The sequence below is a fragment of the Hyphomicrobium sp. B1 genome, from assembly GCF_049532635.1.
GTDB lineage: Bacteria > Pseudomonadota > Alphaproteobacteria > Rhizobiales > Hyphomicrobiaceae > Hyphomicrobium_B.
In genome coordinates this window covers 905962-929795 of the sequence record NZ_CP134871.1, presented here as the reverse complement: position 1 = coordinate 929795, position 23834 = coordinate 905962, and the positions used below count along the sequence as shown (strand labels likewise).

Below are 23834 nucleotides of genomic sequence, written 5' to 3'. Positions count from 1 at the left end.
GCGATCAGCCTGCCTTGCGCAGCTTGGCGGGAACCATGCGGACGCTCTTTAGCGCTTCTTCCGCGCCTGAGCCGCCGGCTTCGTGATATTCGGCGTCCTCGTTGACGTTCCAGATGTCGTAGAGCATTTCGCCGGCAGCGATGTTTTTGACCGTCAGCATCGAGGTCATCATCGCGTGGTCTTGGTTGTTGTACTTGTGCATGCCGTTGCGGCCGACGAGGTGCAGCGTCGGGTATTTTTCGGCAAGCTCAGAGCGGATGGCTTCGACGTTGCGCTTGTAGCCATCATCGTAGACCGGATAGGCCTTCTTCTGACGGACGACGCAGCCGTCGACGCATTCGTCTTCGGTGGCCAGGCCGATCGTCGCAAGCTCTTTGCGGGCGAGCGCCAGCAAGTCTTTATCTTCTGCTGCCCAGAGACCATCGCCCTCGAAGCAGAAGTATTCGAGGCCAAGGCAGGCGAGTTTGCTGTCGGGCACCATTTCCGGCGACCACGAACGGAAGTTTTGGATGCGGCCGACCTTTACGCTCGGTTCATGGATATAGATCCAGTTGTCGGGGAAGAGGTCCGGCTTATTCACGACGAGGGCAACCGTGATGAAGTCGCGGTAGCGCAGATTGTCGGCGGCGGCCAGCGCGTTCGGGGCCTCGGCGAAAGCGTGCATCAGTTCGCGGATCGGGGCCGATGAAATGACGTGGCGCGAGGTGAAGGTTGCGAGATCGCCCGATGGTGTGCGGGCCTTAATGGTCCAGAGGTTCTGGCGAGCGTCGTATCTGAGGGTCGACAGCTCGGTGCCCATGTGGATCTTGCCACCTTGGGCGCGGGTCTTGGCCGCTGCCGCATCCCACATCATGCCGGGGCCCTTGCGCGGATACTGGAAGCTTTCGATCAGCGTCTTGATGACTTCGCCGTCGTGTGCGCCCGTGCCGTCCTTGACGCCCTTCGGCTTGACGGAGTTGCGCAGCGCGTTGGCCATCGCCGACCAGAGATCGAGGCCTTTGATGCGCTGGGCAGCCCAATCGGCCGAGATTTCATCGCAACTCATGCCCCACACTTTTTCCGTGTAGGTCTTGAAGAAGATCGAGAACAGGCGCTCGCCGAACTGATTGGCGACCCAGTCGTGAAAGGTTTCCGGCTTTTCGTTCGGGAAGGCTTGTTTGTACATGAACGAGAGCACGCACATGGCGCTTTCGACGACGCCGAGGTTGCCGAGCGCTTCGAAGGCTTTCAGCGGGTAAGAATAGTACTTGCCGTCGTAGTAGATGCGGCTCATGCGCGGACGGCTGATGAAATCCTGCGGCAGGATTTCCTTCCACAAATCGACGACTTCTTTCGACTTCGAAAAGAAGCGATGGCCGCCAATGTCGAACAGGAAATCCTTGTAGTTGACGGTTCTGCTGATGCCGCCAACGTAGTGCGGATCGGCCTCGATGACGGTCGTCGAAATACCTTGCTTGGTCAGAAGATACGACGCCGTGAGACCGGCCGGACCCGCGCCGATGACGAACACTTCGCTATGGGACATGAAACGCGCCTACGCATGAACAGAACGGCTTTGGGCAGCAGCTCGCGACCGGGAGCCGGATATGCTTGAGCGGAAGACTAGGGAGGATGGGTAAACAAAGGCTGATATTTGCAAAGAATTCGAAGCAAGCCCGAATATAAAATTTCAGGTCTTTTTTATCTGCGGCTGGCCGAAGTTTACGGTCCCCTAATGGGCGTCCGATAGGCTCGCGGCCTTTCCGGGGACCAGCGTATGCATTCCGCTACATCGAAGGTATCGGTCGAGCAGGGGATTAGGGCCTGCTTACGCGATGTTCCGAATTGGGGTTGGTGGCTGATTGCGCTCGCATTCGTCGGCGCTCGCAGTTGGCATGTCACCGGCGTCGGGATTTACGGTTTCTTTGGCGATCCGGACGACGCGACGCGCCTTGTTCAGGTCCGGGAGCTGATGGCTTCCTGGCACTGGTTCGATACGACGACGATGAAGTTCGGCGGCGATGCCGGGATGCTGTCGCATTGGTCTCGCCTTGTCGATCTACCGATTGCAGCGCTAATCGCGGGTTTCAATCTCTTCCTTCCCATCGAAGATGCGGAGCGTTTGACCCATGCTGCGTGGCCGCTGTTGACGCTGGGGTTCCTCACGTGGGTCATGTTCAAAACCACAGCGAAGGTCGGCGGCGATATGATCGGCCGTCTGACACTGCTATTTGCGGCGCTGACGCCGCTTGGGTGGTATCAATTCGCTGTTGGCCGCATCGACCATCATAATGTGATGATCGCCTGTACGGTTTCCGCCACCCTATTGATGTGGGCCTATCCGCAGCGCACGGCCGCTTGGCGCTTTGCTGGCGCGCTGGTTGGCCTGGCGCTCGCCGTTGGCTATGAGGCGTTGGCTCCGGCGGTTGTGCTGGGAACGTTCGTTGCTGCGTGGGGGCTTTTCGACCGGCGCGTCGAGAAAGGTGCGGCGGCGTTTTCGATTGCGCTGGCGGTGACGTTCGCAGCAGCTTTCTTCGCGACCATTCCGCCGTCGCGCTGGATGGATATCAAATGCGATGCCATTTCGCTCAACATGGTCGTGCTGGTCGCATCGGGGGTCGTGGGGGTTCTGGTCGCTCTTGTGCCGGGCCGGGAGTGGAAGCTTTATGCGCGTATCGCCCCGATTGCGGCCTGTGCGGGCGTTGGCATTGCAGCCTATGGATGGCTTGAGCCGAAGTGTCTCGGGGGCCCCTTAGGACAGCTGCCGCCGCTTGCAATCAAGATCTGGCTGGACAAGGTCGCCGAAAACAACAGCATTGTTGCGGATTTCTTCCATCGCCATTTCAGTCAGTCGTTCGGTCTGCTCGCGTTCTATGGCATTGCGCTCTGGGCGCAAGTTCATCGACTGAAAGAGACGCGCAGCGCGGCTGACCTCTTTTTGCTTGCCGCGGTTGTGTCGTTGATCGGTTTAGCCTGCTGGCAATACAAGTATGTTTCTTACGCATCGTTTATCTCGATCGTGCCGATGGCGCTCGTCGTCAGCCGCCTGGGTCCGGTCGGAGATATCGGCGCGTCGACAATACGATTGGGCGCGATCGTGCTGTTCAATCAGACAGTGCTGCTGTGGGCATCGGGTGGTGTCGATGCGGCGGTCGGTGCTCCGCCTGCCATGACGGAACAGGTACGCGCCGACGCGGATGCCTGCTCCAAGCCCGAAGCGATCCGCGAATTGGCCGACCTGCCTGCGGGGCTTGTTGCTGCGCATATCGACGTTGGCGCTTTTATCGCCGCCGAAACGCATCATCGCGTGCTCTCGGCGCCCTATCATCGGATTGCGAATGCGATCATCGCCAATCATCTGATTTTTTCAGCGCACGATGCCAAGACTGCGGCTGCGCTGTTGAAGCAGGAGGATGTCGATTACGTTGCGATCTGCGATGGTCTTGATAAGCCGCTTGCATCGAGTCTGGACTGGAAGGGAACGCTGAAGGTCGATCTTGCGAATGGCAAGGCGCCGCGTTTCCTGGTGCCGGTGGCGCTACCTGATCCGCACGCGATCTATCACGTCTGGAAGGTCGATCGCGCGGCGCTCAATCTTCAGCTTTTAAAGGCCGCTGCATCAACGCCGTGATCGCCTCATCGACCATCAGGCGGCCTTCGATGATATCGTTGACGGCTTCGGCGATCGGCATGTCAATGCCATGCTCGTGCGCCAAGCGGACAAGCGCCTTGCAGGTATAGATGCCTTCCGTGACGGCGGCACGGGCACCCAGAATCTCAGCTAGCGTGCGGCCCTCGCCGAGGGCGCGGCCAAGCGACATGTTTCGCGACTGCGGACTGCCACACGTCAGGATGAGATCGCCCAGGCCGGATAGTCCGAGAAGTGTTTCGGGACGCGCGCCCAAGGCTTCGCCGAACCGGCGCAGCTCCGCAAAGCCGCGTGTCACGAGGGCCGCATGCGCGCTGGCGCCGAGGCCGCGTCCGGCGACGATGCCAGCCGCGATGGCGAGAACATTTTTGACGGCGCCGCCGAGCTCGGCTCCGAGTACGTCGCTCGACCAATAGAGGCGCATCTGGCGCGAAGACAACGTTGCGGCGAGCGCGCGGCCGACGGCTTCATTGCGACAGGCGAGCGTCAGCGCCGATGGCAGGCCGCGGGCCACGTCAGCGGCAAAGCTCGGTCCGGAAAGCACAACGCGAAGCAAGCGCGGCGCGACCTCTTCCAGAACATCGCCCATGAAGCGGCCGGTCGATTGCTCGATGCCTTTGGCACAAAGGATGACAGGGGTATCGGGTGCAATCTGCGTCGCGAGTTTCGCCATTACGCCGCGCAGGTGCTGTGCCGGGACGACAGCGAGAATGGCATCAGCATGCGCAACGCTCATGAGATCGCCGGTCGCGCGGATTGCCGGATTGAGATCGACGCCCGGCAAAAACGTGCGATTGACATGGCGGGCGTTGATGTCGTCGACGACCTCGGGCTCGCGCGCCCAAAGCGTCACCGCCGTGCCGCCGTGCGATAGCGTCTGCGCGAGGGCTGTGCCCCAGGCGCCGCCGCCGACAACACTGATCGAACGTATCTGCAAAACCGCCCCCGGGACTGTCATTCGTTCAACTTAGCACGGCACTTCGATTGGAATGCAAATGGCACATTCAGACTAGCCTTCGGCGGCTTAAGCCGTAATGAGCTTAAGCTTTGACACCGGCGCCGATGGCTTTGGGCGCTTCGGCGTCAAGCGGCCAGCGCGGTCTTGCCGGCGCGTCGAGCGGGTCGGCAAGATCACGGGCCAAGCGTTCGGCGCCTGCCCAGGCAATCATGGCACCATTGTCGCCGCAAAGTTCGAACGGCGGTGCGTGGAACGAGAAGTCGTGCGCTCGGGCGACATCTACAAGGGTGGCACGCAGCGCCTTGTTGGCGGCGACGCCACCGGCGACGACGAATGGCCGCTGCCCGGCGTCCGGAAAATGCGATGCGCCCGTACGCATCGCGAGCCGCACGCGATCAGCGACGCTCTCGCACACGGCCGCCTGAAAGGAGGCGCAGAGATCGGCGATATCTTGCTCGGATAGCGGCGCGCTTTGCATGGCCGCATGTCTGACCGCCGTTTTTAAACCGGCGAATGAAAAGTGCGGGTCGCTCCGGCCTTTCATTGGGCGCGGAAGGTCGAAACGCGTGCCGTTACCGTTCGCTGCGGCTTTTTCGACGGCGGGGCCGCCGGGCATCGGCAGGCCGAGGAGCTTTGCCGTTTTGTCGAAGGCTTCGCCCAAGGCGTCGTCGATAGTCGTCGCAAGCCGGCGATACTGGCCGACGCCTTCAACGAGCAGCAGTTGCGTATGGCCACCGGAGACCAGCAGCATCAGATAAGGCGGCCGGACCCGATCGGTCAGGCCGACCGTCAGGGCGTGCGCTTCCAGATGATTGATCGCAACAAACGGGCGGCCGGTCGCGAGGGCCAGCGCCTTGCCCGTGGTGGCGCCGACGACGAGGCCGCCGATCAGTCCCGGGCCGGTGGCCGCTGCAATTCCGGTCAGGTCGCCGAGCGTTACGCCCGCTTTATCGAGGGCGGTCTTGACCAAAAGATCGAGGCTTTCGGCATGGGCGCGGGCGGCAATTTCCGGTACGACGCCGCCGTAGATCGCGTGCTTGTCGAACTGCGACAGAACGATGTTGGACAGAATTCGCCCTTCTCCCGCGGCGTTGCGGGATACAATGGCGGCGGCCGTCTCGTCGCAGCTCGTCTCAATGCCGAGAACAAGGGCGGCAGAAGGCGCAGTATCGGAAGGCTCAGACATCTGTTCAGGAACTTAACTTAGAACTTGCTGGCGCGTGGTTGGAATCCGCGCCTCTTTGGAGCATACCTGTCGCCCGAATTACCGGCATTCATCTATCGGCATTTGGGCTCGAGCGCCCCGCCTAGCATCCGGAGAAACCTTTTTGCAAGCGACCCGCATCCGCATCGGGACCCGAGGCTCGCCTTTGGCCCTCGCCCAGGCGCACGAAGTCAAAGATAGGATCATCGCCGCCCATGGTCTGGCCGATGAGGCCGTCACCATTCAGGTCATCAAGACGACGGGCGACCGCGTGCTCGACCGGCCGCTGTCGGAGATCGGCGGCAAGGGTCTCTTTACGAAAGAGATCGAAGAAGCGCTGTTGACCAACGAGATCGATGTTGCCGTCCATTCGATGAAGGATATGCAGACCGTACTGCCCGACGGGCTGGTGACCGGCGCGGTGCTGCCGCGAGAAGATCCGCGCGACGCATTCATTTCTTTGCGGCATGAATCGTTCTCGAAGCTGCCGCAGAATGCGGTCGTCGGGACATCGTCGCTTCGGCGGAAGGCGCAGGTGCTGCATGCGCGCCCCGATCTGCGCGTCGTCGATTTCCGCGGCAACGTGCAGACACGGTTGCGCAAGCTGGAAGACGGTGTGGCGGAAGCAACCTTTCTGGCGGTCGCCGGTCTCAAGAGGCTGGGAATGACGGAGCGGATCACATCGCCAGTATCGATGGAGCATATGCTGCCGGCCGTGGCGCAGGGCGTGATCGGGCTTGAAATTCGCGATGGCGATGAACTCGTGACGCCGATCGTTGCAGCATTGAATGATGAGACAACGGCCTGGGCGGTCGCTGCCGAGCGGGCGTTCCTGGCGCGGCTCGAAGGGTCATGCCGGACGCCGATCGCGGGGCATGGCATCGTCGCAGGGGATGAAGTGCGCTTTCGCGGGCAACTGCTCTCGCCGGATGGCAAGAAATGCTATGACGTTTCTCGTATCGGAAACGTCAAAGATGCCCACGAGCTCGGATTGTCCGCGGCCGATGAAATTCTAAACCAGGCGGATGCCGCGTTGCTTGTCCGGCCGAACGTCTGATGAACGTCATCATTACGCGCCCAATTCAAGATGCCGAACCGCTGAAAACGCGCATCGAAGAGCTTGGGTGCGAGGTAATGCTGGCGCCACTTATGGAAACCGTTGCGAACGATGTTCCGGCGGACGCGTTTGCCAATGCGACGGCAATCGTTGCGACCAGCCGTAACGCTTTGACGGCGCTTGCCGCTTCGCCTGTACTTGCCACGCTGACGCCGCTGCTGCTTTACGTCGTCGGGCCGGCAACTGCAGCTGCGGCGAGGGACATCGGTTTTGCGCGGATCGTGGAAGGGCCGGGGCGAGCCGAAGACCTTGCACCGATGCTCAGGGCGCGGGCCGCGGGCCAACGTTTGATCTATCTCAGAGGCGACGTCGTCGCGTTCGATCTTGAAAGCGCGTTGGCCGAAAGTGGCGTTAACGTTGTGCCGGTGCTGGCGTATCGGTCAGTCGAAGCGGAAGCGTTGCCGCCGGATGTCATCAAAGCGCTCCAAACGGGCGGCATCGATGCGGTAACGCTGATGTCGCCGCGGACGGCGCGGATCTGGTCACGGTTGGTTGCCGCGCTGTCGCCGCCGGTACAACTTTCAGGCATAACGTATTTATGCCTGTCCGAGCGCGTAGGTGAAGCCTTGGGGCCGATTGCAAAAACCGATATGACTCTCGTTTCTTCGCAACCTAACATCGAAGAAATGATTGCACTCGTAAAACGTCTCGCGGCAAGCTCGAAAGCGGAGTAACAAGGCGTAAAAACAGACCGGCTGGTCGCCCCGGCAATTGAGCCCTCTCAATAGACAGATTTTTCCGGAGCACCTGGATTCTGAACCGGGACCGGATGGCATATGCGAGTTTCGTAAGGAGGCTTAGGCTCCGATGGCAGATGAGAAATCGGGTACAGGATCAAGCGGTGGAGCGGGAAAGAAGCCCTACGCGACGCTCGACCTGAAAGCGACCGAGGTGAAGGTGTCGCCGGGCAAATCGAGCGCCGCGGCTCAGAGCGCGGCAGGCAGCGAGGTTCCGCGTCCGGCGGCGGCTGGATCTTATGCTGAGGAGCCGAAGAAGAGCGACGCCAAGGCGACGTTCGGCGCCGGCAAATACGATAAGCCCAGCTCCGATAAACCTGGCGCATCGGCCGCGTCGTCGGCGGCCTCTGCCGCCCGTGCGGCTAAGTCGGAAGAGCCGAGCGTCGTCGTGCAAAAACGCGGCGGCGTTTTCAGTCATCTGGCGGCCGGGATTGCCGGCGGCGCGCTGGCGTTCGCTGCCGTGCTGTGGGCCTTGCCTCAGCTTGAAATGCAGAACGGCGCGGATGCAAAGATCGCCGATCTTTCGCAACGTCTCGCGACGATCGAGAAGAACGAAAGCGCAGCACCGCCGCCACCGGATCTCAGCGGAATTCAAGCGAAGATCGCAGGCCTCGAAAATGCGACACAGAAAATTCCGTCGCTGATCGAAGGGCAGACGCGCCTCGTCGCCGAGACGAAAGCGGCGCTGGCCTCGGCCGCCTCCGACGCTGGGCAGCCGCAACTTATCGAGCGCATCGGCAAGATCGAGGATCGGCTGAAGGCGATGGCGGATGCGGGCGTCAACGATCCCAATGCGACGCGTATCGAGCAAATCGCGGGGCTGACGGGCAAAGTGTCCGATCTCGAAACGAGCCTTGCGACGCAGCTGACCGCGCTGCGGACGAACGTGACGAAGGATGTCGAGAGCCGCATTCAATCGGCGACCGAAGCCGCCGAGACGGCACGCGCGGGCACGCAGCGTATCGACAAGGATGTCGCCGGTCTCAAGACCGACGGTGTGCGGATGGAAGAAGAGATCGCGGCGTTGAAGTCGACGACCGATCACGTCGCCGCCGATCTCAAAGTCACGCAGGATCAGCTCGGAAGTCTCAAGACGGCGCTCGATGGTTTGCGTGCGGCTGCGGCGAAACCTGCCGACATTTCAGCCGCCGTGCAGCCGATCGACCAGAAGATCGCGGCGCTTGATAAAAGCGTGCAGGCGGTCGTCGAAGGCGATGCGGCGCGCAAGGAAAGCGCGAAGCGCGTTGTCCTCGCGCTTGAACTGCAGAACCTGCAGCGCGCGCTCGACAGCGGGCAGAGTTTCTCGGCTCAGCTTGCCGACGTGAAGAAGGTTGCGGGGCCGACGTTCGATCTGTCAGCGCTGGAGAAGCTTCAGGACACGGGTGTGCCGACGTTGCCCGAGCTGACCAAGGAATTCCGCACGGCGGCAGACCGTGCAATCGACGCCGATTCAGAGCCGCAGGACGCGAGCGTCGTCGATCGGCTTTGGGCTGGTGCGAAATCGGTTGTGCGCGTTCGCCGGATCGATCTCAAATCCGATGACAAGAGCACGGAAGCCGTCGTCGGGCGCATGCAGGTTGCGCTGGCAGACGGTCGTCTCGGAGAGGTCATCGACCAGGGCAAGGAATTGTCACCGAAGGCGCAGGATGCGATGCGCCCCTTCCTCGACAAGGTTGCGGCGCGGGTCAGCGTCGAGACCGCGCTTCAGAACCTCAATTCACAACTGAAGTCTTCCATTGCGGGCGTCTCCCAGCAATCGGCACAGCCGTCGCCATAATCGATAAAGGGTCTGCGTCATGGTGCGCCTCGTCGTTTATCTGCTCACGATCGCCCTCATCGCCTCCGGCCTTGCCTGGCTTGCCGACAGGCCCGGCACGCTGCAAATCGTCTGGCAGGGCTACGACATCGAGACCTCGGTGTTTCGTGCCGTCGTCATCCTGGCGGCGCTGGTCGCTTCGCTGATCTTTCTGTGGTCGGTCTTCAAGACACTGTGGAACAGCCCGGCGATAATCGGCAGCCGGCTGATGCGGCATCGCGAGCGCAAAGGGCTCGATGCGCTTTCCGGCGGCATGATCGCCATCGGTGCGGGTGACAGTTCGCTTGCGGCGCGCTATGCGCTGCAGGCACGCAAGAGTCTGCCGCATGAACCGCTAACGCAACTGTTGCGCGCGCAATCGGCGGAGCTTTCCGGCGACCGCGCGTCGGCGCGGCGCATTTATGAGGCGATGTTGGCGTCTCCCGAGACCGAACAGCTGGGGCTTCGCGGGCTGTTCCTCGAAGCGCAGCGGGAAGGCGCGGGCGAAGCTGCGCGGCAGTTTGCAGCGCGGGCGCTCAAGGCCAATCCGAAACTCGGTTGGTCGTCGACGGCGCTCTTTGAGCAGCAGTGCAAGCAGAAGGACTGGACGGCGGCGCTGGCGACGCTCGAACATGCGCGCAAGAGCGGTCACATTCCAAAAGCCGCTGCCGATCGCAAGCGCGCCGTGCTGTTGACGGCAAAGGCGATCCCAGCCGAGGACGATACGCCCGACAAGGCGCTCGCCTGGGCGCTCGAAGCGCACGCCTTGGCGCCGGATCTCGTGCCGGCTGCCGTCGTTGCGGGTCGCATTCTGGCATCGCGCGGCAACACCTCGAAGGCGGCAAAGATCATCCAGAAGACCTGGACGAAGGCGCCGCATCCCGATCTCGCGACAGTTTACGCGCATGCGCGTGTCGGCGACAGCACGCGGGACCGTCTCGATCGCGTCCGCCAGCTCGCGGCTCTCAATCCGCATTCGATCGAAAGCCCGATCGCAGTGGCGACGACCGCGGCGGAGGCCCGACTGTATGACGAAGCCCGCCGGGCACTGGAGCCGCTGCTCGCCGACCGCTTGACGCAACGCGTTGCGCTGTTGATGGCTCGGATCGAAGCCGGCGAGAACGGAGAGAAGGGCCGGGTGCGCGAATGGCTGGCGCGGGCGATGAACGCTGCGCGCGATCCGGTGTGGATGGCCGACGGCGTCATCTCCGATCACTGGGAACCGATCTCGCCGGTCGATGGCCGTCTCGATGCCTTCCAATGGCGCGTGCCGGTTGAAACAAGCGATAGTGCTGGCGGTGAAATTCTGGCGACCAAGATCGACGAGTTGATCGCTATTGCCCCGGTGACGACGGAACTCAATGCTGAAGCGCCAGCGGCTCCGGATCGCAAGGACGAAGCTGCAACGCCCGTCCCCGCCGAAAGCCAGCCCGTGACGGCGACGGCGGCTGCCGAGCCTGAGGTCGTGACCGCCGAGCCAGTCACCGTTCCGGTGACGCCGAATTCCGGCAGCGCTCCGAAGGCATCGGCAGCAAGTGCCGCCAATGGGGCTGCGCATCCAGCGGCGGTGGCACGCGCCGATGAGGTTGCAACGACGGTCAAGACGTTGCCGCAGGAGCGCTCGCCGTCCGGGCGGGGGGATTCGGCTGTCTTCGTCACACCGCGCGCGCCGGACGATCCGGGCACGGAGCCGCCGGAGCCAGAGCTTGAGCAACCCGTCGCACGCCGGACTTTCCGGTCGGTCAACTAAGGCGCTGATCGGGTTGAGGGTCTTGGCTCGTGCTGGGTTTGCGCGGGCCTCTGCGGCAGGAATGACTTTTGACGCCACGACCCTTGCAATTCCCGGCCGCCCAGAGTATCCCTCGCGCCTTCTCGGGGGGAACGCCCCTCCGCCGGAACAAAAGCCGCTTTAGCTCAGCCGGTAGAGCACGTCATTCGTAATGACGGGGTCGTGTGTTCGAGTCACACAAGCGGCACCATGTTTCTTCCCACCACAACCGACTAACCGATGCCGCGCGTGCGGTTGTGCGCCGCTTTTTGTTGCTGGCTGCTTGGTCAAACGGAGCTTCGCTGACCAGCGCGCGATTGTCGGCGTCGAACGCGTTTTGATGAGGGCTGCGGCCGAGTTTGCAAAGGCCGCAATTGCATGAGCGGAAGTAACCTGCTGTTAGATTTTGCAGCCTCAGGGTCCGCGCATGGGAAAAGAGCGCAGACAATCCGAGCGACAGGCCGTCAGCCATCCGGCGCGGATTGAGCTTGAGGACGGGAATATCTTTTCGGCGCGGATCGCCAATCTCTCACAGGGCGGTGCGCTGCTGATTTTTCCGGACGGCGATGCGCTGCCGAATATTTTTCATGTCGTTGACATGGCCTCCGATGCGCGGCGTGAAGTGCGCAAAGCCTGGACCGCGCCCAATCGGGTAGGGGTTGAATACATCGACGGACAATCGACGCGTTTCGGTCATTCAGTGCGGCCACAGGCAACGTTTGGAAAACGCGCTAGAAAAGATTGAGTGGACGTTGGTGGCCGTCAGACTGCAGGGGAGGGCAGTTTTATTGGCTCGTATTTTTGCCTGAACATTTCATCGCTCATGGGCCTGAACGCACCAGCCGAATCCTTGACCAACCAGTCGCCCGTACGAATTTCCTGCTGACCTTCCGGAGTCATGACGAACGCGCGGGCGTCCAGTTGCGCAATGACGTTCTGGGCCAAGTTCAAGTGGTGAAAATCGGCGTTAGGTGACCAGCGTAATGCCTCGACAAACGCAATGCGGGTTTGAAATTTCTGCACGAAACCACGTCGTTATTTGGCCAGTGAACAGTTTGCACACTGCCATTCGCTGCGACGTCGGTCAGCATACGTTTTAGTATGATTGCGTATAGAAAATAAACTGAAGCCAACACCTTTGGAGCGGCGAGTGTTGGAATGAATGAGTGAGTGAAAAACAGGAAGGCCCCGCCATGTGACTGGCAGGGCCTACAGGATTCGCACCGCCCTCGCGCCCACCGGTTTCGGTCCCGCTCGTCCGACCTGATTGGCAGCGATGCACTTCCCGCTGAGATCAGCAGCGATAGCTAATGCTGCTGTCATGAACAATTCACAAAGCGTGTCACAGCGCGTAACAAAAACGCCTTCGCGTTGTTTTCGCTGCGCTGTCTAGTAGTCGTCTTCTTCTTCGACGCGATAGCCGTAAGGCAAGTGGCCGCAATATTCCTCGGCGGCCTTCTGGGCATCTTCCCACGTCTCGTAGGAACTGCCGATGGTTTCGGTGCCGCCGCCGAAGCAGCCTTCGGCATCGTTTCGGCAATGATCACACCAAACAACGACTTTGAATTTCGCCATGTTGGCTTCTCCCCATGAGAAAAGCCCTCAAGCGTTGCTCCCGTTTGCGCACATCCCAATGTGCTGAATCGCGGGGAAAGGCGGTGCGCAATGCCGCCTGTTTTTCTTGTGCGGTTTCCTCGCGTTACGCGCCAACCACAGACTCGGAATGAGGCTAGCATTGGGCGCGGAAAGTAAACGTGACTGCAGCGTAACACTTCGCACAAAAAATGCTCGTGGCGGCTTCGGGGCGCCGATTCAGCGCGCATAAAGTCACATTGGCTATTCAAGAACTCGGTCTGCCACATTCTCTTTGCTACGGTCCGAGCACCAATCGTTATTTGGGGGAGCCAAACGCCGTGAATGCGCGACTGATCTCATTTCTGTTGGCCGTGGGTCTCACCGTCGCCGCCTCGGAGGCAAATGCCGAGTGCACGATGAACGAGATTGAAAAGCCGAACACCCGCATCGGCGTCTGTCGTCAGCAGCCGGGCATAGCCACCGGCTTCGGCTGTACGTCGTTGCTGATGAAAGAGCAGGTCGCTGACCAATTCCAGCAGATCGCGCTGGCGCGGCGCTGCGGGTTCAATGCCGAGGCCGATAAGCTCGAAAAATTCTACAGCCAGACGACGCCTTACGTCATCAGCCTCTACGAGTGCGTCGACACCACGGTGGACCGCGTCGACGTCGAGACGAAGGCCAAAGCGGAGGTCGACAAAACTCTGGCGAGCTTGCCGGCGGGATGTCCGGCCGACCTCAAGGATAAAATGTCGAAGCGGCTGCCAAAGCTCATCGAAATCGACGAACAAGCGCTGGCTCAGATGCAGGCGCTTGCAACAAAAATCAATCTGACGCCGAAGCTGCCGAAATAACGGGTTGGAGCCAGTGGCTCCAGCAAATCTTTGATAACCCTAACTTCGCGCGGTATGCTCGAATTTAAGATTTGTCTCCTAGTGTGACCCTGCCCGCGAGGGCAGGGAATGCATTTGGGAGACGTCCCATGTCGGGTTTGAAGGTCGTTGTCGGCGCTCTGGCCGCAGCATTGAGTTTCGTTGCACTCTCGTCAGAGGCTGATGCAACATTTTATCGTGGCTGCGGCTACGACCCCTACGGCTATCATCCGCCGAGCTGGCGTGGATGTCCGAAGGCGGTCCGGCGTGCGGCCCGCCGCGCCTATCGCCAAGGCTGGGGTTTTTATCCGGCTTACGGGTTCTATCCGGCAGGCAGCTATTATGCGCTGCCGCCGCCAGCCTATCCCGTCTATGCGGTGCCCCCGCCCATTTATCCGGCTTACCCGGCATATCCGTCGTCATACTGCTATTACGACAACGGTTACGACATGCGCCCGCGTACGGTTTGCACTCCGGCGTGGTGAGCGGCAGCCGCCGACTACGCATCACCTGAAACGATTAAGGGGCCGATCCATCTCGGCCCCTTGTCTCTTTTTATCGCTTAGCGGATCCAACCCCACGCCCGTGGTCCACGACAGAAGTCGCGGCGGTGTAGGTAGTAGCAGCGGCGTCCGTCGAAATAGTCGTCGCGGGCGAATGGGTCGCCGGCATACGTCCAGAAGCCGAAGCGGTAGCCGTGGGGCGGACCGGCGCGATGGTAGCCGAGCCGGAAGTATCCGTCATGGCGATGATGCCAGTGGTGTGCCTCGGCGGCGGGCGCCAGGGCCGTGAGCCCCAAGGCGATGCCTGCGACGCCTACAAACTTCAACATTTGCAGCCTCTCGATTTGTTGCCTGCCGTTCAGTCGCGCGTCTGCCGCGGGAACGCAATCGGGAACTGCCGCTTTGGCAAATTCCGTGTCGGTGAATGCGAACGTTTTTAATCACATCGTGAAATTTCCCTGACAAACAGGGGGCGGTGTCCTTTTTTGAGTCACGAGCAGAGGCGTTTTTCCGAGGTCCTGAGATGCGCTATATCCTTGGCGGGCGAGGAGCGTTTGCTACGGCGATGGCCGTTTCGCTTACGGCGTTCGCATGGATCGGCGCCGCGAAAGCCGCCGACGTCTGCGAGGCGCTCTGGCGGGCGCGCAATGCCATTTTCGCCAATAAGGGCTATTGCTTCGAAAGTCCCGAAGGACAAGCTGCATTTGGAAAGGGTTGCTTTCCGCCGTACGGCAAGCTTACGCGCGCGGAAGAAGCCGATGTTCAGCGGATCAAGGATGTTGAGGCGCATCAGCGGTGCGCCGCAATACCGTCCGGGATCATGGGCGCAGCCATGGGACCCGCGCCCGGTGGTGTCCGAGTCGTTCCGAAATACGTCGTCCAACTGACGCTATCGCGAGCGGCCCAAAACAAACTCGCGCAATCCGGCGAAACGGTGCGGGTTGCAGCTTTCTACTATGGCAGTGCGATGAAACATTCCGCTGATGACGACGGCGAAATCGCGCTCGCGAACGAAGCTGTCGATCTGCCGAGCGGAACGACGGCGGTCAACCTCGGCGGGATTTCCATTGCCGAAGCAGACGTTCGCAAGGCATCCGAAGGCCAACCGATGCTGCTGATCAACGTCTACACCAGCCGCAAGGTGTTTTCCGACAACCTGCTCGATTGCGGCATCTATCAAGGTGCAGCGGCGCAAGCCGGACAGGTCGAGATAAGCTGCAAGCTGATCGGCGAATAGGAGCCGGGGCTATTGCAGCCCCGGTGCCGTTGGATTGTGGGGCGGTGTCGTCGCTTCCGGTCCGCTGCCTTTTTCACCCGTGCTGCTGCCCGAGCCTGAATTAGCTGGCAAGCTGATCTCCGGCGGGGGCTGTTTGTTGATCGGCACGTCGGGAGAGGTGGGCGATACGACGGCGTTATTTTCGCTGCCGGGGCCGACTTTGCCGGGCTCGATCGTTTTTGCGGCGTTCGGTGCGCTATTGCTGGCTGCATCTGCGAAGGCCGGCAGCGAACTTCCGAGCGCGGCCGCCGCGATCGCGGCGGCCATGAGAAGTTTCGTGCTCATGGATATATTTTCCTTCCGCTGTTCCATGCGCGTCAAACGCATGGCGCAACGAAGGTGTTCCCAAGGATCGTCGGAGCTTTAAGCGTCAGCCTTTTTTGTTCGATGGCGCGGAGGTATTCGACGTCGAGGGCGCGTTCGCCGGATTGGGCTTTTCCTTGACGTTGACTTTATCGCCGTCGTCGATGCCGTCCGGCGGACTTTCGATCACACGGTCTTCAGGCGCGAGGCCGGACGCAATCTCGACGGTGGCGCCGCGGTCGCGACCGATAGTGATGGACTTCAGGTTCACCTTGTCGTCGGTTCCGACTGTTGCGACGCGCAGACCCTCCTTGTCGAAGATGATGGCGCTTGATGGAACGACCAGGACGTTGTGCTTGCTGCCGACCTTCAGGCGGACGTTGGCGTAGGCGCCCGGCATCAATTCTCCCGCCGCGTTATCGACGATGAGCTGCATGCGGGTCGTGCCGGAAGCGGCATCGACGGCGCCGGACGAGGCTTCGACCTTGGCCTCGTACGTTTTGCCGGGGCGCTCGGGCACGCTCAGGCTGCCGACGGTCCCGGTTGGGATCATCGGGACGTAAGCTTGGGGTACGTTGACGTAGAGGCGCAGCTTGTGCACATCGGCGACGACGAACATCTCTGAGCCCGTGGCGCTGCCGGTGTTGATGAGGTTGCCGACATCGGTGTTGCGCACCGTCACGATACCGTCAAACGGAGCGACGATGCGCTTATATTCCGTTAGCGCCTTGAGCCGATCGACGTTTGCCTGCTCCGACTTCACGAGCGCGTTCTTGGCGTCGAGGTCGGCCTTCTTTTCGTCCGCCGCCTGATGCGTGACGTAGTTGCTCGGCAGAAGCGCCTGGTATCGCCCATTCGTGACTTTAGCCAGCGCGGCGTTGGCTTTGGCGTTGACCAGATCGGATTCAGCCTGTGACAGCTGTTGATCGAGATCGGGAGCATCGATCGTCGCAAGGACGTCGCCAGTCTTCACGCGCGTGCCGATATCGGCGTTGCGGCTGGCGACGTAGCCGTTGACGCGTGCGAAGAGGGCAGCCTGGTAATAGGCGTCGAGACGGCCCGGAAGATCGAGGACGCCAACACTCTGCTCGACCGCGGGCGTGGCGGCAGCGACCGTCGGTACGGCGCGTTCGGCGGCTTTGGTTGTCAGCTGCGCGACGCTTTGTTCGCGACTCTCAATTCCCGTGAAGGCGAGAAACGCCGCGCCCCCAATGAAGATGACCGCCGCCAAGGGCATCTTCCAGCGTGAGCGCTGGCGCGGCTCCGCGGGCGTTTCAGGCAGCATGGAATTCTCCAGGGATGGCGCCTTGCGGCGATGACGCGTTTGACGTCCGGCGTTTGTGCATCAGGCTAAATATGATCGGTACGATGAAGAGGGTCGCGGCCGTCGCGAAGATCAAGCCGCCGATGACGGCGCGGCCGAGCGGCGCATTCTGTTCGCCGCCTTCGCCCAGTCCGAGCGCCATCGGCGCCATGCCGATGACCATCGCGAGCGCGGTCATCAAGACGGGACGGATACGGACGAAGCCGGATTCGAGGGCGGCGAGGATCGGATCGCCATGGTCGGCCAACCGTTCTCGGGCAAAGCTCACGACGAGCACGGCGTTCGCGGTCGCGACGCCCATACACATGATCGCGCCGGTGAGGGCAGGCACCGACAGAGTCGTTCCAGTGAGGAACAACATCCAGATGATGCCGACCAGAGCAGCGGGAAGCGCCATAATGATCACCAACGGGTCGCCCCACGATTGGAAGTTGACCACGATCAACAGGTATATAAGCACGATGGCGCCTAGTAGGCCGAACAACATTCCGGCATAGGCGCTATTCATCGTCTTAACCTGGCCCAGCATGACCGCGCTTGCGCCCTTGGGCAGCTCGCTCTTGGTGGCGTCGAGAACTTTCTGGATGTCGCTCGCGACGGCTCCCAGGTCACGGCCCTCCGTTGTCGTTAAAATCTGAACCATGGGCTGGATGTCGTACTGCGATACGACCGCATTCATGACAGAGCGTTTGAAATTTGCCACGGCGCCCAGGATCTGGGGCGCGGCGTTGTCATTTGATGAGGTGATCGGCAGATTTTGCAGCGACGTCAGCGTATCAAGCTTGTACTGCGGGGTCTGAATGACGATCGGATACTGGACGCCATTTTTCGGGTTGAGCCAGTAGGCGGGATTTTCCTGTCCCGTTCCGGCAAGGCTCGCGCCGAGGCTCTCAGTCACGTCGCGCTCGGTCACACCGACATATTGCGCGCGGGAGCGATCGACGTCGATGTCGAAGCCCGGATTGCGGCGCGACTGCTGAATTCGGGCGTCGGCGACGCCTGGGATCATCTTAATTTGCCTTAAGATTTTTTGCGCATAGTCAAACGCGCCGTCGAGATCCTTGCCTCGGATCTGAAGATCGATCGGCGTGGGCGCACCGAAGTTCAGAATTTGGCTAACGATGTCAGCCGGCAGGAATGAGAACGTGGCGCCGGGAAACTCTTTTGGCAGCTCGCTGCGGAGTTGTTTCACGTATTCGGCCGTCGGCCCGTGACCCTCCTTCAGCGCGATCTGGATGTCACCATCCTGAGCGCCGATCATGCCGGTGTTGTTATATGTCGTGTTGATGCCGCTGATGGGCATGCCAATGTTGTCGACCAGCACCTCGATCTGATCGGGAGGAATGACGTCGCGAATGGCATCCTGAATTTTTGCGAATTCATGGGCGCTTTCCTCGACACGCGTTCCGATCGGGAGGCGAACGTGCATCAGGATCTGGCCGGCATCGACCGCCGGGAAGAAATTCCTGCCCAAATACGGGGCCAGCAGGAATGATGACCCAATGAAGCCGAATGAAACGATCAGAACGATCACGCGATGCGCGAGCGCGCCCTCCAAAAGGCCGTGATAGGCCCCGCGGAATTTCTCGAAGCCATGTTCGAAGCCGCGCTGAATGAGGACGAATGGATTGCGCGTCGGCCTTTCGTGCGCGTTGTGATCATGCGGTTTGAGGAGGTACTTGGCCATCGTCGGCACAAGTGTTCGCGATAGAATGAAAGACGAGACCATTGCGAACATGACCGCTTCGGCCATCGGTACGAATAAGAATCGCGCGATGCCTTCGAGGAAGAACATCGGCACGAAGACGATACAGATACAAAGCATCGATACGAACGCCGGCGTCGCGATCTGATCAGCGCCGTCGAGAATGGCCGTTTCGACGTCTTTTCCCTGTTCCAGATGATAGTTGATGTTTTCGATCGTCACGGTCGCTTCATCGACCAGAATGCCGACGGCGAGTGCGAGGCCGCCGAGCGTCATGATGTTCAACGTTTCGCCAAGCGCGGACAGCATGGCGATGGACGAAAGGACAGCGAGCGGAATGGACGTCGCGATGATGATCGTGGATCGGATACTGCCGAGAAACAGCAGGATCATGATGCTTGTCAAAACGGCGGCAAGAACGCCTTCGTGGATAACGTTTGTGACGGCGCCGCGCACGAACACCGATTGATCACCAAGGTAGGAAAAGGTCAGAGCATCGGGCAGGCCCGGCTTGATTTCATTCACCTTGTCCTTGATGCCCTGGATAATATCGAGCGTGGAAATCGCGCCGTTCTTCAAAACGGTCAGCAACACTGAGCGATTGCCGTCGACGTGCACGATATTTTGTTGCGGCGGGTTGCCGTCGCGGATGTGGGCGACATCACGGATGTAGACCATCGCGCCGTTGACGGTTTTGATCGGTAGGTCGCCCAAATCTTTAAGTGCGGACGGCGCGTTATTGAGCTGCATCACGTATTCGGTTGCGCCGATTTTCTGAGTGCCGGCCGGATTGATCAGGTTTTGCGCGGCCAGAGCAGCTTGCACGTCTTGCGCCGATAGGCCCTTCGCATGCAGTAGCGCGTTATCGAGGTCGATTTGAATCTGGCGCGTCTTGCCGCCGTAGGGAAACGGGATGGCGGCGCCCGGCACCGTCACCAGACGGATGCGGACCTGGTTCATGCCGAGATCGAAAAGGCGCTGCTCGGTCAGGCCGTCGCCGCCAAGCGCAAGCTGCACGATCGGCACTGTCGAAGCGCTGTAGTTCAGGATGAGCGGCGGGTTGGTGCCCGGCGGCATCTGGCGCAGCATCGTCTGCGAGATCGCCGTCACCTGCGCATTCGCGACGCTGATATCGACCGATGGGTGGAAGAAGATTTTGACGACGCCGATACCGTTATAGGAATTCGCCTCGATGTGATCGATGTCGTTGACGGTCGTCGTGAGCGCGCGCTGGAAGGGCGTCACCATGCGTCCGGACAACTGATCCGGCGGCAGACCCGTATACTGCCACACCGTGGCAATGACCGGGATGCGAATATCCGGAAAGATGTCGATCGGCGTGCGGAGCGCGGCCAGCCCGCCCGTCAGAAGAATGAGCAGTGCAAGCACCACGAACGTGTACGGCAACCGCAACGCGATTCGTACGAGTGCAGCCATAGTTCCGAATTCTCCACATCGCTGGCTCTGACCGGTAGAGCCCAGCTGTCGCCCCGGCCTTTAACTGTCGGACCGGACGGCTTCCGTCTGTAAGATCGCAAAATCTGCTCGCGACGAAACCGCACGTCGCGCGGTTGGATCGCTTTCTTCGGGACGCCACTCCACTCCCCCACGGCGACGCCCGATCAAACGCCGAGTTTAAGATTTGCGGGATTGCCAGCCATCTGTCCAATAGTATGTTGGGATGCTATTATTTCTTGATAGCGATTAATCGTGGATGGTGCTGAACCATGGACCTCAGACAGCTCGAACATTTCGTAGCAGCCGCGGACGAACAGCATTTTACGCGCGCTGCACGTAAAGTGAACATTGTTCAATCTGGTTTGTCTGCGTCGATCCGCGCGCTGGAACAGGAGATGGGGGCGCCGTTGTTCGTGCGGACCACCCGCAAGGTTGAGCTGACCGTCGCGGGCCGCGTGCTTTACGCGAAGGCGCAGGAGATCATTGCCGGGATCAAGGAGGCGCGGCGGGCCGTTGCCGCGATCAATGGCCTGGAGCGGGGAACGCTCAGCGTCGGGACGTGCGGCAGTCTTCATGCCTTCTTCGATCTGCCGCAGCTCCTTGGCGAATTTCATGCCCTGCATCCGAGCGTCGAAATCAAGCTTTGCCACGGCACGGCGACCAAGCTGATGGAGTCGGTCAAGGACGGCAGCGTCGATATCGGATTTTTTCCGCTCTACGAGAAGAGTCGCGAGATCGTCACCATCCCGATTGCGTCGGATCATCTGGTTGTTGTTCACCCGATGGGGCACCCGATCGCGGGGCGTGAGAACGTGCCGCTCGAAAGTCTGGCGGAGGAAACATTCGTCGATTTTCAGCCGGACAAGGGGACGCGCAAGATCGTCGATCGGGCGTTTGCGAGCACCAACGTTTCACGCAGGTCGGTGCTTGAAGTCGGCGATATCCAGGTGCTGCTCGATCTTGTCGCGTATGGTTTTGGGATCGCCTTGGTTCCCAAGACGTTTGCTTGTGCGCGCATCGCGGCGGCGAAGTCGCCGAAGCTTGGCGTCGCGACTTTGAAAAAGCCCCATATCGCCTGGGATCTCGTCGCGGCATGCAGCGGGCGGGCAGGGGCTGCGCAGACGCGCAACCCGGCCGTCGCCGCTTTTACAAAGCTCGTCGAAAAAATTCGCTCAGACGCCATCGCGGCCTGAGCATCAGGCGATGCTCGCCTGATACACATAGTAGGCCATGGCTGCCGTCATCACCGGGATAAGGGCAATGTGCAGAAATGCTAAGCCTTTCTTGAGCCAGCCGATTGGTTCGATGCGTCTGTTCACCCGCGCGATGGTGATGGCGATGATGACGCTTAACACGAGGTACGTGAATAGGAACAAACGGTCGGAGAGGGTTTCTATATTGGCGTCAAGTTTCGGCAACGCCAGATAAAGCGCGACGGCCGAAAGAAGTGCTGTCACCTGGATTGTCACGATCGCCTCGAAGTGGTGCGTCGAAATGAAGATCGACAGATAGGCGATGAACAGAATGAAGCCCAGCGGAACGACGACGCGGAGAACATAGTCGGTCGTTTGCCGTTTCATCAGCCAGACGAAGCTCGCCTTGTAGAAAGGCACGACGCTCGGTTCCAACGTCTGCGCGTCGACGGTGCGGACAAAGTCCTCGTCATAGCCGACATAGTTATCTTTCGGGTCCCAGCCGTCGACGGTAACCGACTTGTCACGCAGGCTCGCTGGTGGCGGCTGGACGATGAACGCGGCGTTTCCGTGCTTGGGCTGAATATCGATTGAAAAGCGCTGGGTGTCGAACGGGTAGTTGCGCAAGTTTGGCGAGTAGAGGAACTTGCCCGTCACCTGATAGATTTTCATGTGGTCCGGGTAGGCGTCGCTTTTGCCGCCGTCATGAATGGGCTGAATCGTGATCTCACGATTGTTCGAGCCCGGATCGAGATAGGCGTTCGAAAATTCGATCTGGTCGATCGAAGCGCCGTTCCGGTCATTCATCGAAATATAGAAATCGGCGAGGAACGTCTGATTGTTGTCGTCGATCTGGTCCGCGTGAATAAGGTCGATGTCGGCGTACAGCGTATCTATCCGCTTCATCGTGTTGTTCCGCAGACGCAGAAATTGGAACGGGGCCAGTTGGGCATGCCCGAGACCGCGCGGCAACATGACGATGAGAGGCGCGCGCGCTGCAGCCCGCGATGCCGGCCTAAACGACCAGTTGCCAAACCTGCCTTTGAAAACGCCCTTACCGGCAGCATACGTCGTGCCGAGTTCATTGACGATAAATTCGCGGAGATCGGAGACGTTGGCCGCCGCAGGCGCTGAGCGCCCAGCCTCGGCGATGAGCCGGATCATGTCGGCGTAGCGCATCGCTGTTTGCAGGGCGCGTATGTTGTCATCTTCAAGCGGATTGGGCGGGAGGTCGTCGTCGCGAACTTTGCAGGTGCCATCCTTCCAACCGGGCGCAGCGTCGTTCTTTGCGCCTTCGAAGACCCAATACTCGGGATGGATCGACGTCAACAGCAGGTCGCGGAGGCGTTCACTATAGACGTCGGGAAATCCATCGAACGCCATCAAATAGATGTCGTTGGGATAGCTGCCGTTGCCTTTGGCTGTCAGCATGTCGGCGCGTCCGGTGACGAAGAGGGGCGGCGTGTAACCGGCGGCCTTGAGTTGGCTGAAAACATCTTTCAGGCGTTTGCCGCCGACCGAAAGGAAAACCAGCTCCGGGCCTTTGGCCTTCAGCTCTTCGACGGTTGCGGCGATGTCGGCTGGGTTGAGCTTGTCATCGGTGAGCTTGAGGCGGCGATCCGAAACGACAGCATCATCGCCAAGAAACTTCTTCACCGAATCCCCGAGGTTGGCACTGAAGACGTTCCCGTCGAGACCGACGAACGCGACCTTCGTGTATTTCATCTCCTTAATGAAGGCAGTGATGATCGGCATCCGCTCTTCGTCTTCCGACGGACGGGTCGTGAAGACGGAGGGGTAATTGGCGATAAGGCTTGTGACCGAGATGTCCGACAAAAACGGAATGCCGCTGGCGCTCAGAGCCTTTCCGTCGGCGCCGAGCGCTGCCTTGGCGCGCGTTGCGTTCGTCATGCCAACCATGCCGACGGTTTGAGGATCAGAGATGGCTTCGGCAAGATTTGCGGTGGCGCGCTGCGTGTCGCCTTTGTCGTCGTAAAGGGAGACGATGAGCTTTCGTCCGGCGATGCCGCCGGTACGGTTGATATAGTTCTGCGCGAGCGTTGCTATGCGTTTGATCGCGGTGACGATGCCGCTGCTGTAGCAATCGTCAGTGTTCGATGAAAAGAAAATCGGTACGGCCACCGGCGGTCGCTGGGCGGCGTCGGCGTCATCGATGGCCTGCACTGCTGCCGGCGCGGTGCTGGGACCGACGCACAGAACAAGCAATAGCGCGATGATGCCAGCCAGGCGCTGCAGTGGCCGCTGCCCCAATGCGCGCACGTAAAGTCCCAACCCCGCAAATGTCACGTCGCCCACCCCAATTTTATAAGATCGGAACATCCGGATATCTTCCGGACGTCCGGCTCCCTGCATTTCAAACGTTTCGTGCCCGTGAGACCTTTATAAGTCCGGGCCAGAGAA

The 23834-nt window shown here is 60.5% G+C and carries 20 protein-coding genes and 1 tRNA gene; 11 read left to right on the top strand and 10 right to left on the bottom strand.

All coding sequences use genetic code 11. From position 1 onward, the window contains the following. Positions 1-4: 4 nt before the first annotated feature. Positions 5-1525 carry an NAD(P)/FAD-dependent oxidoreductase gene (locus RLW55_RS04480; RefSeq protein WP_409561694.1) on the bottom strand — a complete coding sequence of 507 codons (1521 nt, stop codon included), beginning with the start codon at positions 1523-1525 and terminating at the stop codon, positions 5-7. A gap of 231 nt (positions 1526-1756) precedes the next feature. Here RLW55_RS04480 and RLW55_RS04475 point away from each other — a divergent pair, with 231 nt between their 5' ends. After that, on the top strand, positions 1757-3610 hold the full coding sequence (locus RLW55_RS04475) for a hypothetical protein (RefSeq protein WP_423415716.1): 1854 nt from the start codon (positions 1757-1759) through the stop codon (positions 3608-3610). Here RLW55_RS04475 and RLW55_RS04470 read toward each other — a convergent pair. Beyond that, a complete protein-coding gene (locus RLW55_RS04470) occupies positions 3570-4586 on the bottom strand; it encodes an NAD(P)H-dependent glycerol-3-phosphate dehydrogenase (RefSeq protein WP_423415715.1) in 1017 nt (338 codons plus the stop codon). The two genes, RLW55_RS04475 and RLW55_RS04470, sit on opposite strands and share 41 nt — an antisense overlap. A gap of 82 nt (positions 4587-4668) precedes the next feature. Continuing rightward, a complete protein-coding gene (tsaD, locus tag RLW55_RS04465; protein WP_414464462.1) occupies positions 4669-5772 on the bottom strand; it encodes a tRNA (adenosine(37)-N6)-threonylcarbamoyltransferase complex transferase subunit TsaD in 1104 nt (367 codons plus the stop codon). A 142-nt stretch (positions 5773-5914) separates the two neighbouring features. Here tsaD and hemC point away from each other — a divergent pair, with 142 nt between their 5' ends. From hemC to RLW55_RS04435, 6 genes are all read left to right on the top strand, one after another. Next, complete coding sequence (gene hemC, locus RLW55_RS04460) at positions 5915-6847, top strand: hydroxymethylbilane synthase (protein WP_423415714.1); 933 nt, start codon at positions 5915-5917, stop codon at positions 6845-6847. Beyond that, positions 6847-7581 (top strand): uroporphyrinogen-III synthase, encoded by a 735-nt coding sequence (locus RLW55_RS04455; protein WP_423415713.1) that lies wholly within the window; start codon positions 6847-6849, stop codon positions 7579-7581. The genes hemC and RLW55_RS04455 overlap by 1 nt, the downstream gene beginning before the upstream one ends. 133 nt (positions 7582-7714) lie before the next feature. Further along, positions 7715-9421, top strand: a complete 1707-nt coding sequence (locus RLW55_RS04450; protein ID WP_423415712.1) for a COG4223 family protein — start codon at positions 7715-7717, stop codon at positions 9419-9421. Positions 9422-9440: 19 nt separating this feature from the next. Further along, positions 9441-11189, top strand: a complete 1749-nt coding sequence (locus RLW55_RS04445) for a heme biosynthesis protein HemY (protein WP_423415711.1) — start codon at positions 9441-9443, stop codon at positions 11187-11189. A gap of 153 nt (positions 11190-11342) precedes the next feature. Further along, positions 11343-11418: transfer RNA gene (locus RLW55_RS04440), tRNA-Thr, on the top strand. 216 nt (positions 11419-11634) lie between these two features. Further along, on the top strand, positions 11635-11952 hold the full coding sequence (locus tag RLW55_RS04435) for a PilZ domain-containing protein (protein ID WP_423415710.1): 318 nt from the start codon (positions 11635-11637) through the stop codon (positions 11950-11952). Between the two features lie 17 nt (positions 11953-11969). On the opposite strand, the gene RLW55_RS04430 is transcribed toward RLW55_RS04435, so the two are convergent. Further along, positions 11970-12230, bottom strand: a complete 261-nt coding sequence (locus RLW55_RS04430) for a hypothetical protein (protein ID WP_423415709.1) — start codon at positions 12228-12230, stop codon at positions 11970-11972. A gap of 366 nt (positions 12231-12596) precedes the next feature. Next, entirely contained in the window at positions 12597-12782 is a 186-nt protein-coding gene (locus RLW55_RS04425; RefSeq protein WP_013950422.1) for a hypothetical protein, read from the bottom strand. A 338-nt stretch (positions 12783-13120) separates the two neighbouring features. Here RLW55_RS04425 and RLW55_RS04420 point away from each other — a divergent pair, with 338 nt between their 5' ends. Then, positions 13121-13633, top strand: a complete 513-nt coding sequence (locus RLW55_RS04420) for a hypothetical protein (protein WP_409561704.1) — start codon at positions 13121-13123, stop codon at positions 13631-13633. Positions 13634-13761: 128 nt separating this feature from the next. After that, the gene (locus RLW55_RS04415) at positions 13762-14136 is read left to right on the top strand and encodes a hypothetical protein (RefSeq protein WP_013950424.1); all 375 of its coding nucleotides are present in this window, start codon (positions 13762-13764) and stop codon (positions 14134-14136) included. A 77-nt stretch (positions 14137-14213) separates the two neighbouring features. Here the strand turns inward: RLW55_RS04415 and RLW55_RS04410 are convergent, their stop codons facing one another. Further along, entirely contained in the window at positions 14214-14483 is a 270-nt protein-coding gene (locus RLW55_RS04410) for a hypothetical protein (RefSeq protein ID WP_409561705.1), read from the bottom strand. A gap of 194 nt (positions 14484-14677) precedes the next feature. On the opposite strand from RLW55_RS04410, the gene RLW55_RS04405 reads away from it, so the two are divergent. Further along, on the top strand, positions 14678-15391 hold the full coding sequence (locus RLW55_RS04405; protein WP_423415708.1) for a YARHG domain-containing protein: 714 nt from the start codon (positions 14678-14680) through the stop codon (positions 15389-15391). Between the two features lie 9 nt (positions 15392-15400). On the opposite strand, the gene RLW55_RS04400 is transcribed toward RLW55_RS04405, so the two are convergent. The 3 genes from RLW55_RS04400 to RLW55_RS04390 form a co-directional block, all read right to left on the bottom strand. Continuing rightward, positions 15401-15715 (bottom strand): hypothetical protein, encoded by a 315-nt coding sequence (locus RLW55_RS04400; protein ID WP_155831106.1) that lies wholly within the window; start codon positions 15713-15715, stop codon positions 15401-15403. 85 nt (positions 15716-15800) lie between these two features. Beyond that, positions 15801-17018 (bottom strand): efflux RND transporter periplasmic adaptor subunit, encoded by a 1218-nt coding sequence (locus tag RLW55_RS04395; protein ID WP_409561708.1) that lies wholly within the window; start codon positions 17016-17018, stop codon positions 15801-15803. Further along, on the bottom strand, positions 17008-20199 hold the full coding sequence (locus RLW55_RS04390) for an efflux RND transporter permease subunit (protein ID WP_423415707.1): 3192 nt from the start codon (positions 20197-20199) through the stop codon (positions 17008-17010). The genes RLW55_RS04395 and RLW55_RS04390 overlap by 11 nt, the downstream gene beginning before the upstream one ends. A gap of 290 nt (positions 20200-20489) precedes the next feature. Here RLW55_RS04390 and RLW55_RS04385 point away from each other — a divergent pair, with 290 nt between their 5' ends. Next, complete coding sequence (locus tag RLW55_RS04385; RefSeq protein WP_409561710.1) at positions 20490-21413, top strand: LysR family transcriptional regulator; 924 nt, start codon at positions 20490-20492, stop codon at positions 21411-21413. 3 nt (positions 21414-21416) lie between these two features. Here RLW55_RS04385 and RLW55_RS04380 read toward each other — a convergent pair whose 3' ends face one another. Further along, on the bottom strand, positions 21417-23720 hold the full coding sequence (locus tag RLW55_RS04380) for an ABC transporter substrate-binding protein (protein ID WP_423415706.1): 2304 nt from the start codon (positions 23718-23720) through the stop codon (positions 21417-21419). Positions 23721-23834: the final 114 nt, after the last annotated feature.